The organism is Natronomonas sp. (genome assembly GCF_036625485.1).
GTDB lineage: Archaea > Halobacteriota > Halobacteria > Halobacteriales > Haloarculaceae > Natronomonas.
In genome coordinates this window covers 1-13,398 of record NZ_JAZKTR010000065.1, presented here as the reverse complement: position 1 = coordinate 13,398, position 13,398 = coordinate 1, and the positions used below count along the sequence as shown (strand labels likewise).

Below are 13,398 nucleotides of genomic sequence, written 5' to 3'. Positions count from 1 at the left end.
TCGCGGAGCTCGACGGTCCCGACGCCGTCTCGGTGTCGTTCCCGCGCGGCGCGGAACTCGACCAGATCGAACAGACGATGGACGCACTCCAGCCGAACTGACGTCCATCACCGTAGCGTTCTTCGGCTCGCGAAAGTTGCGTTGAACAGTGGGTGTTGGCACGACACAACATTGGTATGTATTGACGTGTCAGATATATATTGTTCAATAAAATCCGGGTATACGGATACCGTATGAAGGAATGAAATCAAACTCGATTACCGTTGGTAAATTTCACGACATTCATTACCCCCGCGTGGTTGTGCTCCTGTATGGCAGACGACACGCCATCGTTCCGCGGTGCGACGAGTCGTAGAGGGTTCTTGACCACGACCGGGGCCGGCGTGGGCGCGTTCGCGCTCGCTGGCTGTCTCGGTGGTGGGAACGGAGGCAACGGAAACGGCAACGGCAACGGAAACGGCGCCGGCGGCGAGGCCCCCGGCGCCGGTGGTGACCTCGTGATGACCACCTCCAGTTCGGGGACGACCGCCTACGCCGCGAGTCAAGGTATCTCCGCCGCCGTCGAGGAGAACGGCGACGGCGACGTGCGGGTCGATGCCCGCCCCAGCGAGGGGACCGACGCCAACGTCGCCCGCCTGGACCGCGAGGAAAGCGACATCTCCTACATCCAGAACTGGACGGCCGCCCGCCTCCGGGAAGGGGAGAAACCCTTCGACGACCTCAGCTACCAGCCGTGTCAGGTCTTCCATCTCTACAACCTGCCGTGGATCTTCGCGACGGCCAACGGCGACTGGACCTCGGTGACGGACATCGCCGGCGAGAGCCGCGTCGTACCGACCCCCCGTGGGTCGGGGACCCGTCCGGCGCTCGAATACGGCCTCGATTACGCAACCGACGCCGAGTACGACCGGACCAGCGTCCAGTACGGCGACCTCGGGTCGGCCTTCAGCGAGGGACGCATCGATTCCGCCGCGATCACCATCCTCAACGGCGACATCGAGCCCGGCTGGGTTCAGGAGATGAAGGGCAGCGTCGACCTCCGTCTGCTCGATTGGCCCGACGAGGCCGTCTCGCAGATGCGCGAGGACGACCGACTGTTCGTCAGCGACGTCGACATGACGAAGTTCGACGGCTACGACTACGCCCCGGATACCCTTCCGAGCATCACCTTCGCCTACAACTTCGTCGTCCGGGACGACCTCGATTACGACACGCTGTATGCGCTCCTCGAGACCCTCTATGAGGCTCGTGAGAACCTCTCGGACTACAACGCCCTGCTGGGATACCACGCCGACCCCGAATACTGGGTGACGGACATGTACGACGGGATGCCGTTCCATCCCGCCGCCGCCGACTTCTACGAGGAGATCGGCGTCTGGCGCGACGAGTTCGAACGCTACGAGGAATAGGCGATGGAGCCCGAGAAGCCACCCACAGTTCGTCTCCGAGAGCGGTTCGACCGACCGCGGGGTGAGCTCGCGCTCAGGAGCATCATCTACGTGCTGGGGGTGTTCCTCACCCTCTTTACGGTCTACTTCGCCGCGACCCTCTGGACGGACATCGGTCGCTACGCGAACGTCTTCTTCGGCATCGGCGTCGCGCTGTTCTACCTCGTCGAGATACTGGAGAACCACGTCGCCGACCCCGACGACGAGACGGGCATCGCCGAGACCGAACCCGCCACCGGCGAGGACTCCGGTTCGCTCGTCGAGACGCCGTTTGCCGACGTCCTCGACCATCCGATCTGGACGAAACTCGACCTCGTCGCGCTCGTCGTCGGCGTCTTCGTGGCCGCGGCAGTCTCGGGCTACGTCGAGTTCCACTACGCGCGCCTGCTCGACCGGGCGCCCATCTACGGCTGGACGAGGACCGACTACTACGTCGGCTGGGCCGCGATGGCGCTGGTCACCGACGCCACCCGCCGCGCGTTCGGCAACGTCATTGCCGGCGTCGTAATCGCCGGCATCGCCTACGCGTTCGTCGGCCCCGTCTTCGACTCGCCGTACCTTCCCGACGTCTTCTATCACACGGGGATGGACTGGACGCAGGTCGCCCGCCACGGCGCAATCGGCCTGACGGGCGTCTACGGATTCATCCTCGAAGTCGGCGCGACCGCAGTCGCCATCTTCCTGATGTTCGCCGGGATGGCCAAATCCTACGGGCTCATGGAGTTCGTACTGCGGATGAGCCGTGAGGTACGCAACGTCCTCGAAAGCGGCGTCGTACAGGTCGCGGTCGTCGGCAGCATGATCATGGGCTCGATTACGGGCAGTGCCGCCGCCAACACCGCGACGACGGGGAGTTTCACGATTCCCATGATAAAGGACCAGGGCGTCCGCAAGGACTTCGCCTGTGCCATCGAGTCGGTCGCCTCCAGTGGCGGCCAGATGCTCCCGCCGATCATGGGCGTGGCCGCCTTCCTGATGGCCGACTTCCTCGCGATTCCCTACGTCGAGATCGTCATGGCGGGTGCGATTCCCGCCCTGTTGTTCTACTTCGCCGTCGGCGTCGCCGTCCACCTGACCGTCCACAAGTTCGGGTGGACGACCTCCGCCGACGGCCGCTTCGACAGGCGGGTTCTGTTGGGCGGCATTCACTACGTCCTCCCGCTTGCCGTCCTGCTGTACACCCTTATGGTGCTGCGCTACTCGCCGCTGAGCGCCGGCCTCTACACCATCGTCGCGATGGTTCCGTCGGCGCTCCTGAAGCGACTCATCGACGCCCACGACGCCGACGAGGAACCGACGGAGGTCGCCGTCGACTTCGCCGTGACGACCTTCGACGGCCTCCGGCAGGGCGCGGTCGACATGGCGCCGCTCGTCGGCATCCTCGCCTCGCTGGGCGTAGTCATCCAGATGGTCGAACAGACCGGACTCGGCGCCCGCATCAGCTTCCGGATGGTCGGACTCGCGGGCGGCGTCCTCGTCTTCCTGCTAATATTGGCCATGCTGACGAGCATCCTCTTCGGCCTCGGGATGCCGACTCCCGCGGCCTACATCGTCGTCGCGGCGCTCGTCGCGCCCGCACTGGTCCAGATGGAGGTCCAGAACCTGACTGCCCACATGTTCGTCTTCTACTTCGCGATGTTGTCGGCGATTACACCACCCGTCGCGGTCGCGGTGGCCGTCGGCGCCCGCATCGCGGATTCGGACTTCCTGCGGTCCTGCAAGCAGGCGCTCCGCATTGGCGCGCCCGGCTTCGTCATCCCCTTCGCGTTCATCGCCAACGACAGCATCATCCAGTGGCAGTACGTGGTCAGCGAGGCCCGTGCGGCCGGCGGAACCGCGCTGCTCGAAGCGCTCGTGCAACCGATCCTCTTCGAGTTGGGCGTCGTCCTCGTTGGAACGGTCGCCCTCGTCGTCGCGACGGTGGGCTACGACGGGCTACAGCGGCTTCCGTGGCCGCACCGACTCGTCTACCTCGGCGTCGCCTTCGTCGCGATGTTCGCCCCGATGAACGCCGTTCAGTTCGCTGCCGCAGCGTTCGGCGTCGTCGTCCTCGCGTTGACGAATACCGGACGGCTCCCCGCGGTGCTGACGCCGTCCCGGCAGTAACCCCGCCGCCGTCCTCGTCTTTTAAGCTACGCCGATTTCCGACGGGATGAACTATATATCACTGGCCCCGACAGAGTTCGTCATGACGGATACGTATACGGGGGCGGACCTCTTCGTCGACGCCCTCGAACAGTACGGGGTCCAGCACCTCTTCGGAAACCCCGGGACGACCGAGTTACCCATCATGAACGCCCTGTCGGAAAGCGAGGTGGAGTACGTCCTCGGCCTCCAGGAGGACGTCGCCACCGGCATGGCGGCCGGCTACGCCTCCACGCGCCGGTATCACGCCGACGACGACCCCGAGGTCTGTCCGGTCGGCGTCGCCAACCTCCACATCACGCCCGGACTCGCCCACGGGACCGGCAACATATTCGGCGCCGAATACGGCGGCGCGCCGATGGTCGTCACCGCCGGCAACCACGAACTCGACTTCCGCCACGAGGAGCCCATCCTGACCGGCGACCTCGAAGAACTCGTCGACCAGTTCTGCAAGTACTCGGCGGAGGTGACCCACATCGACGCCCTGCCGATGATGATCCGGCGGGCCTTCCGGGTCGCGATGACGCCGCCGACAGGGCCCGTCTTCCTCGCGTTGCCCGCCGACGTGATGCAGACCGAAACCGACGCCTCACCGGAACGGCTCGGCCCCATCCCCGATGCTGGGGGTGGCGACCCGGCCCAGATAGAGGCCGCCGCCGACCACTTCGTCGAGGCCGACCAGCCAGTTCTCGTGTTGGGTGACCACGTCGCCCGCGCCGGGAAGGAGGCCGTCGACGCCGCCGTCCGACTGGCCGAGGCTACCGGCGCGCGCGTCCATGGCGAGATTCTCGCCGGCGAGGTGAACTATCCGACCGACCACGACCAGTGGATATCCTTTATCGGCCCCGACGAGGGCATCGCCTCGATGCTGATGGATACCGACACCATCGGGTTGGTCGGCTGTTCGACCAACACGACCCTGATGCGCCACGAACAGCCGCTCATCTCCGAGGATACGACCACGATACAGGTCTCCAGCGACGCGTGGGAGGTCGGCAAGAACCAGCCCGCCGACGCAGCGGTCATCGGCGACCCCGGCCGCGTGATGGACGCCATCGCCGAGCGCGTCGAGGCCCGCCTCAGCGACGAGGACCGACAGGAACGTCTCGACTACGTCCAGACGATGAAGGCCGGCCTCGAATCGACGATGCAGGACATGGGCGAAGACGAGAAACCCGAGGGCGAGACCCGGTCGTCGAAGGCCGAACTCGTCGACAACATGAAAGCCGTCGATCCGGACACCTACATCGTCGACGAGGGCGTCACCTCGAAGTTCGCGCTGCTGACGCGGTTCCCGATGGCGCCCGAACAGTACCTCTCGAACAAGGGCGGCGGCCTCGGCTACGGCCTGCCCGCCTCGATCGGCGCGGCCTTCGCCGAGGACCTCCGCGATGACCCCCGGAACGTCGTCGGCTACATCGGCGACGGCTCGTATCTCTACTACCCCAACGCCATCTACTCGGCGGCCCGCTACGATCTCGACCTCACGGTGGTCGTTCCCGACAACCGCAACTACCGCATCCTGAAGGACAACACGATGAAGATGCTGGGCGGCGAGGAGGACGACTACGAGTTCGTCGGCATGGACTTCGAACCCCACGTCGACATCCCGAAGAACGCCGAGAGCCACGGCGCCCGTGGCCACCTCGTCGAGACACCCGAGGAGTTCCCCGAGGTCTACGAGGAGGCGCTGAACAGCGAGGGCACCGACGTCATCGACGTGCTGGTTCACGACTGATACGGACCGTTGTAACGATGTACCGGCATCGCCAGCACGGGGCAGCGATGACCGGTGAGAGACTACAACGGTCCGTATGAGAGGCCGGAAACCGCGATTTTCGAACAGCTAAATCGCGCTCAAAAGAGCCCTTCGTCGTCGCCGATGCCCAACCGCTCGCCGAACTCGTCGAGTTCGTCGTTGATGTCCGCGCCGGTCGATTCGCCGGGGAGGATGTCACCGAGGGCGGCCCCGAAACAGGCGACGGCCCAGACCACCGACACCCGCGACAGCGCGACGGCCGGGTCGGTCCAGCCGTCGAGTCGCCCCCAGACGGTCATGGTGAAGGCGGCGGTGATGAACGCGATTGCGAGGATCGCGACCAGTCGACGCGGCACGATGCCGAACAGCGGGCGACTGACCTCCACGTTCCGGAACTCCGCGTAGTACAGCATCCCAGCAGTCATAACGACCACGAAGCCGACATTTATAAACAAAAGCGACGGTGCCGCCAGCAGGTGAGCGGCGATGTCGTTGACGCCATCCTCGACGAGCATGGGTAGCGAGATGAGGATGCTGCCGACGAACGCCTCGGCGATATCCCGGCGCGTGAACTTGTCGATGCGGTCCCGGACGCCGTCGGTCGGCAGGCGGTCGACCAGCCGAATCGCCTCCCGAACCTCGCGGCGCTCGGACTCGTCGTCGACCGCCGCTTCGAGGTCCTCCAGTCGACTCCGGACATCGTCGACGCCGACGTCGTTCGCGTCGACTTCTGAATCGGTCATACCCCCGAACTCGGCCGTCGACTCGAAAAGCGTTGCTGCCACGTCGGCGCGATTTTAGAGTGAGCTACGAATCGGAATCGATGACCGATTCCTCCTCGTCCGCGTGGCGGAGCGTCACGCTGTGGCGGGTGTGTCGGGCGTGGGTCTCCGCCCAGCGGCGGGCCGCTCGCTCTTCGAGGAACTCGTCGCCGTCCGGGCACTGCCGGCAGGCGACGACCCACGGCGTTATCTCGTCGGGGAAATGGCCGGTATGGCGGTGGTGGTCCAGCGCGAACCGTTCGAGCGCCTGATTGCCGACGCGCAACTCGTCGAGTTCGTATTCGAGATCCCATTCACGAGCGCACTGCGAACAGGCCACCGTCGGCAGGTCGTCGACCTCGACCGGCGGGACGGAATCGTCGCTATCGCTGTCGTAACCGTCGGGCACAGGTCTGGGTTGGTCGGCGGAGTATTTAGGCGCACGGAACAGCCAGCGGTGGTCGTTCGTTCCGGCTGCGATCGAGAAACCCGAACCGGCGATCCGGTTGCGGCAAGGGAACTCGAGTGGGACCGCCTTACTCGGAACTTCCACCGCCACCGTCGCTCGGATATCGATACCCTCGCTCCCGACCTCTTGGTAGCGACGCAACGATCGGGCCCCATCTGCGAACCCGGACCGACCCAGACCACGACGTATGTGATGTGTGTTAACTGTTATGAAGGAGATACCGCGATACGTCGGCACGTTCCGGCGAGCGGACATCAATTCGGGTATCCTGCAAAGAGATACAGTCGCGACATATCGGCCGGTACTGCTTGGTTTTAGAAGCTGCATATCGGATAATCTCTTTTTCCCATCACGGTAAGCAGATTATTACAACGAACACTCGCTGTGGCAGATGCGATATGAGTTCCACGACTCTCCGGAAACAAATATTAGCCAGCGTACTCTCGCTTCTGATGGTCATTTCGATCGTCGCTGTCGGGGCCGTGGGAGCCGGGGCCGCGACATCGTCGTCAGCGGTCGAGAGCCAAGCCGTAACACAGGTAGCAGCCGAGGATACGCTCTATCGTGCGAACGCGGGCGGCGGGTTCACGACGGGTGACGGCGAGGAGTGGAGCCCACTCATCGACTACATGGTAGCAGGCGGAGACGAAACCTCCTCTCACGGCCAACCGAGTTCGATAGATAGTTCGGTTCCCGACGGGACACCGTCTCAGATCTGGGAGACCGAACGCTGGGATCCAGAAGACGGTGAGGAGATGCAGTACGAGTTCTCCGTCCCGGACGGCCAGCAGGTCGAGGTGCGCCTCTACTTCTACGACGGCTACTCCGGAACGAGCAGCGTGGGTGACCGCGTCTTCGACGTGAGCGTCGAGGACCAGACCATCGAGAACTTCGACATCATCGAAGAGTACGGCGACGACACGGGCGCGATGAAGAGTTTCACCGTCACCAGCGACGGGACGATCGACGTCGACTTCGCGCACGTGACGGAGAATCCCCAGATCAACGCCATCGAGATCGTCGAGGCCGAGTCGAAGCCCGACGAGCTCGGCGCGTCGCCGTCCAGCGTCGACTTCGGAACGGTCGTGACCGGAGACAGCCAGACAGAGACGGTGACGCTGACGAACCTCGGGAACGCCAGCAACGAGTCCCACCCCGACATCACCGTCGAGGACGTGTCAATCACCGGCACCGACGCGGATCAGTTCTCGCAGGACTTCTCGGGGAGTGTCACTCTCGCTCCCGGCGAGTCCACGACGGTCGACGTGACCTACGCGCCGGACGAGGCACAGGCGCACGCGGCGACCATGGAGGTCACGCACAACGGAACGAACTCGCCGGTCACCGTCGATTTGACGGGGGAGGGGGCAAGCGACGTGCCGGTCGGGTTCAGCAAGTCACAGCTCCAGGGCTTCAGCGCGGGGAACCCGACGGCTATCGACTTCGGGCCTGACGGTCGCGCGTACGTCTCCACGCAGGGCGGCACCGTCTACGCGCTCGAAGTCGAGCGCACCGGGGAGGACAGCTACCAGGTCGTCGAGGAGACCCAGATCGACGCGATCAAGGACATTCCGAACCACGACGACTTCGGTAACCTCGATACCGGTGAGACCAACCGACAGATAACTGGCCTCACTGTCGGCGGCACCGCGTCCCAGCCGGTCGTCTACGTCTCATCGAGCGATCCGGAGATCGACGTCGGGCAGGACGACGACGACACCGACACCAACTCGGGGGCGATCTCGCGTCTGACTTTCGACTGGAACGACGACGGTAGCCTCGCGAGCCTCGACCACGACGTTATGGTTCTCGGCTTGCCGCGCTCGGAGGAGAACCACGCCACGAACGGCCTGGATCTCACCGACGACGAGAGCACGCTGTACGTCGCTCAGGGCGGCCACACCAACAAGGGTGCCCCCGGCGACAACTTCGGACACACGCCCGAGTACGCGCTGTCGGCGGCGGCCCTGGAGATAGACCTCGCGCAGATCGAGGCGAACTACCAGGAGAAGAGCCTCCAGAACGAGAACAGCAACTACCCTGACCTGGACTACTACTACTCGATTCCCACCGTCCAGGGCGGTACTCTTCCGTTCGGTGGCGAGGACGGCCTCAACCAGGCGAAGATCGTCGAGGGCGGTCCGGTCCAGGTCTACTCGCCGGGGTACCGCAACCCCTACGACCTGGTCCTCTCGGAGGACGAACAGCTCTACGTCATCGACAACGGACCGAACGGCGGCTGGGGCGGACAACCCGCAGATTCCGACGGGGACATCGTCGAGAGCGATTGTACCAACCACCCGAACGAGGACGGCAGCTACGGAACCGGCGACCAGCTCCACCTGGCGACCGAGGGGAGCTACGGCGGCCACGCGGCGCCGATCCGCGCGAACCCGGACGGCGCCGGGCTCTACGACGCTGACGGGAACCAGTACTTCGATTTCAACGCATCTAACACGCCGGTTCCCTTCGACATGGCGAATCCGATCGAGTGCGACTACCAGGACCCGAGCGAGGACAACTCCATCGGCCCGACGTTCGGATGGACCGGTGGCATCACCGAGTACACCGCCTCGAACTTCGACGGCGGCATGCAGGGCGACCTGCTGGTCGTAGAGGCCGGGAGCGGGACGATCAAGCGGGTCCAGCTGAACGCGGCCGGCGACGGCGTCACCGACGTCAGCTCGCCCCTGAGTCAGAGCGGCGCGCTGGGCGTGACCGCCCAGGGTGACACCGAGGCCTTCGCCGGCACCGTCTGGACCGCCAACCACGGCGGCGGCGACGTCACCGTCTTCGAGCCGGACGACTTCGACGGCAGTACCGGTGACGAGTGTACCGGCGACTACGATTCCTCGCTCGACGAGGACGGCGACGGCTACGACAACGCCGACGAGATCGACGCCGGAAGCGATCCGTGCTCGGCCGCCTCGACGCCGCCCGACTTCGACGACGACGGCACCTCGAACCTGAACGATCCCGACGACGACAACGACGGGATCAACGACACCGAGGACCTGTTCGCGGTCGACCCGAACAACGGCCTCGACAACGACCTGCCGGCGACCTACGACTTCGAGCCCAACTCCTACCCTGACACTATCCTCGACCTCGGCTTCACGGGCGTGATGATGAACGGGTCGAACTACCAGGACCTCTACGACTCGGAGGAGGTCATCGCGGGCGGCGCGGCCAACGTCCTGACGGTCGAGAGTGTTGACCAGAATGACGCCTACGAGGACACCAACACCCAGCGACACGGCTACCAGGTCGGCGTGAACGCCGACGAACCCTTCACCGTCGAGACCACCGTGAACGGGCTTCCCAGCGACGCGGAGTCGTTCCAGTCGCAGGGCGTCTTCGTCGGTACCGGCGACCAGGACAACTACGTGAAGCTCACGGCGACCGGGTTCAGCTCCGACGGTAACTCCGGCGTGCAACTCGCCAAAGAGGAGTCCGGGAGCTTCACGGACGTCGCCAACCCGCCGGCACCGACCGCCGGCAACGCGACTACGCTCTCGATGACGATGTACCCGAGCAACGGCACCGTCGAGGCGTACTACACGATGGAGGGCGGCGAGCAGCAGTTCGTCGACGAGACGACTGTCCCGACGAGCTGGTTCGACACCGCCGACGGCAACGGCACTGCTGTGGGCGTCATCGCGACCTCGAACGGTGCCGACTCGACGTTCGACGCGACGTGGCAGAACCTCTACGTCGAACCACTGGAGGAACCGGCGAATCAGCCGCCGACCGCCGATGCTGGCACCGATCAGACCGTTGACGAGGGAACGTCGGTGACGCTCGACGCCACGGGCTCCAGCGACCCCGACGGCGACAGCCTCTCGTACTCCTGGACGCAGACGGCCGGCACGTCGGTGTCGCTGACCGACGCTGACACGGCCACGCCGACGTTCACCGCGCCGGAGGTCGACGCCGACGAGACGCTCACCTTCCAGGTCGACGTCTCCGATGGCGAAGACACCGACACCGACGAGGTGAACGTCACCGTGCAGGATACGGACCTCGCCGCGGGTGAGGCCCTCCACCGCGTGAACGCTGGCGGGGCTGAACTCGCCGCGCTCGACGACGGTCCCGACTGGTCGGCCGACACGGGAACGACCCCGTCGCAGTACCTGGTCGACCCGAGCGGGACCGACACCTACAACGGCGGCGATGAGGTCACGCCAACGGACGACGTGCCCGACAGCACGCCCGACGCGGTGTTCGACACCGAACGGTACGACGAGCCAGATGACGGAACCCCGATGGAGTGGGAGTTCCCCGTCGAGGACGGCCAGCAGGTCGAAGTGCGGCTCTACTTCGGCAACCAGTTCTCCGGAACCAGCGAGGAGGGCCAGCGTGAGTTCAACGTCTCGATCGAGGACCAGCAGGTCCTGACGAACTACGACCCGGTCGCCGACGTCGGCCACGCCAACGGCACGATGAAGAACTTCACCGTCACCAGCGACGGGACGATCGACGTCGACTTCGCACACGGGTCGATCGAGAATCCGATGGTCAACGCAATCGAGATCGTCGCGGTCGACGAATCCGACGACACGCTGACTATCGAGGAAGCGGTCGCGAGCTACGACGAGGACGGTGACGACACGCAGATCGAGTTCACCGAGATCCAGACGGCGATCAACTGGTGGCAGACCGACGCTGAGGTGCCCAACACCGGCGGTCAGACCATCGACTTCCAGAAGATGCAGGAGCTGATCAACCTCTGGCAGACCGACGCCACCATCGGCGACGACAACGAGGCGCCGTCGGCGTCGTTCACCGTCTCGCCGAGCTCGCCGACCGTCGGTGAGGACGTGACGTTCGATGCGTCGGACTCGACCGACGATAGCTCGATCGCGAGCTACGAGTGGGACTTCGACGACGGGACCACCGCCTCCGGCGAGACGGCCACCCACACATTCGACGAGGCCGGCGACTACGACGTCACGCTCACCGTCACCGACGACGATGGCGTCACCGACAACACCACCCAGACCGTCACGGTCTCCGAACCTGCAGAGACGGCGAGCTCCGCCGAATTGCTCGTGACCCCGAACAGCGGTACCGAGGCGAGCACCTACGGCGGCGGCTCGTTCCAGCTCACCAACACGGGCGAGGAGAGTATCTCCACGTTCACGATGGACCTCTCGTCGACGTCGATGCCCGACATGGTGTGGGACCCCAACGGAACCGCCGGCGATCAGGCCGCCAAGGGACTCCAAATCGACAGCGAGTCCGGTGACGGCGTCGGTGTGGTCAGCACTGACGACGAGGACGTCTTCAGCCAGCCTCACAACGGCGTGAACGACTCGGACGGCTACGACGTGTTGACCATCGAGTTCACCGACTTCGAGCCCGGCGAGACGGTCACCTTCTCGGCGGATAACGACCCGACGAGCATCAAAGGCGCGACGGTCAGCTCCCAGGAGGCGGGACCGGTCTCCGGTCTCGAACTCGCGCGCGCTAACGTGAACGTCGAATACGCGGACGGCAGCGTCCAGGAGACCCAACTGTTCGGCGACGGCAGCGAGGGCGGTGCCCAGGCGACGCTCAACGAGTCCGTCGCGTCGGCACCGAGCATCGGTGTTCAGGGCGTCACTCTCGACGAGGGCGTGCTCCGCGATCACCACAGCGCGGCGACGGTCAGCGAGGCCGACCAGACCGTGACCGTCACCGGCCAGCCCGGCGAGACGGTGACGCTGCTCCACGTCGAAGCGGAACTCGAACTCGAGAACGTACCGGACACCGACGGCTCCGGCGAACCCGGCTACGACATCGAGGACTACGAGGCCAACAAGATCGAGCAGGTGAACTACGAGACGGTCACGCTCGACTCGAACGGCGAGGCGACAGTGCCCGTTACGCTGCTCAACACCACCGACGTCGGCGGCTACAACTACTTCGTGGCGACCCACGGCGAGCCCGGAGCCGACACCGGCCTCGACTCGAACGTGGTCGTCCTGAAGCTCGAAGAGGGCGACACCGGCGATACTGGAGACACCAGCTTCGCCACGAACGCCGGCGGGGACGCCTACACCGCCTCTGACGGAACGGAGTTCCAGGCCGACACCGCCTTCACCGGCGGGACCACGTACAGCGTCTCCCAGGACATCAACAACACCGAGGATGACCCGCTCTACCAGACCGAGCGGTACGGCGACTTCAGCTACGACGTACCCCTCCAGGACGGCGAGTACGAGGTCACCCTGCACTTCGCGGAGATTTACCAGGGCGTCTCCGAATCCGACACGGTCGACTCGGACGGTCCCGACGACGGAACCCAAGAGAACGATCGAGTGTTCAACGTCTCGATCGAGGACCAGCAGGTCCTGGCCGAGTACGACATCTACGCGGAAGTCGGCCCGCTGAACGCGACTCAGGAGACATTCACGGTAGAAGTGACGGACGGTGAACTGAACGTCGAGTTCACGACAATCTACGACAACGCGAAGGTGTCGGCGATCGAGGTCGAACCGGTCGAAGACGACGAGAACACCGCGCCAACGGTTGACGCCATCGACGACCAGACCGTCACCGAGGGCAACACGACCCAGGTTGCGGTCAACGCCTCGGACGCTGATGGCGACTCACTGACGCTCTCGGCGGACGGGCCGGACTTCGTCAGCCTGACAGACGACGGCGACGGCAACGGGACCCTCGACATCGTCCCACAGGACGGCGACTCAGTAGACTCACCATACACAATCAACGTGACGGTCGACGATGGCACTGACACCGCGACCGAATCCTTCCAGCTCACTGTCGAGGAAGCCAACGAACTGCCGACGGCGTCGTTCACCTTCAGTCCCG

At 64.9% G+C, this 13,398-nt stretch carries 6 protein-coding genes; 4 read left to right on the top strand and 2 right to left on the bottom strand.

Annotated features, from left to right (window positions below):
• The first annotated feature begins 311 nt into the window (after positions 1-311).
• The 3 genes from V5A53_RS08100 (at position 312) to V5A53_RS08090 (ending at position 5,331) form a co-directional block, all read left to right on the top strand.
• Positions 312-1,409, top strand: coding sequence for a TAXI family TRAP transporter solute-binding subunit (locus tag V5A53_RS08100; protein ID WP_332313090.1), 1,098 nt, complete (start codon positions 312-314; stop codon positions 1,407-1,409).
• A 3-nt stretch (positions 1,410-1,412) separates the two neighbouring features.
• Positions 1,413-3,554: a TRAP transporter permease gene (locus V5A53_RS08095; RefSeq protein ID WP_332313089.1), complete on the top strand. Its 2,142-nt coding sequence runs from the start codon at positions 1,413-1,415 to the stop codon at positions 3,552-3,554.
• A gap of 82 nt (positions 3,555-3,636) precedes the next feature.
• Positions 3,637-5,331, top strand: a complete 1,695-nt coding sequence (locus tag V5A53_RS08090) for a thiamine pyrophosphate-binding protein (RefSeq protein ID WP_332313088.1) — start codon at positions 3,637-3,639, stop codon at positions 5,329-5,331.
• Between the two features lie 119 nt (positions 5,332-5,450).
• On the opposite strand, the gene V5A53_RS08085 is transcribed toward V5A53_RS08090, so the two are convergent.
• Positions 5,451-6,095, bottom strand: coding sequence for a DUF2391 family protein (locus tag V5A53_RS08085; protein ID WP_332313087.1), 645 nt, complete (start codon positions 6,093-6,095; stop codon positions 5,451-5,453).
• Between the two features lie 64 nt (positions 6,096-6,159).
• The gene (locus V5A53_RS08080; protein WP_332313086.1) at positions 6,160-6,522 is read right to left on the bottom strand and encodes a hypothetical protein; all 363 of its coding nucleotides are present in this window, start codon (positions 6,520-6,522) and stop codon (positions 6,160-6,162) included.
• Positions 6,523-7,034: 512 nt separating this feature from the next.
• On the opposite strand from V5A53_RS08080, the gene V5A53_RS08075 reads away from it, so the two are divergent.
• Positions 7,035-13,398: malectin domain-containing carbohydrate-binding protein (locus tag V5A53_RS08075; protein ID WP_332313085.1), on the top strand; the 6,364-nt coding region annotated here is incomplete at its 3' end.

Bases quoted from the DNA above. Each gene is read 5' to 3' on its own strand.
- V5A53_RS08100 (WP_332313090.1), top strand. From the start codon at position 312: ATGGCAGACGACACGCCATCGTTCCGCGGTGCGACGAGTCGTAGAGGG.
- V5A53_RS08095 (WP_332313089.1), top strand. From the start codon at position 1,413: ATGGAGCCCGAGAAGCCACCCACAGTTCGTCTCCGAGAGCGGTTCGAC.
- V5A53_RS08090 (WP_332313088.1), top strand. From the start codon at position 3,637: ATGACGGATACGTATACGGGGGCGGACCTCTTCGTCGACGCCCTCGAA.
- V5A53_RS08085 (WP_332313087.1), bottom strand. From the start codon at position 6,095: ATGACCGATTCAGAAGTCGACGCGAACGACGTCGGCGTCGACGATGTC.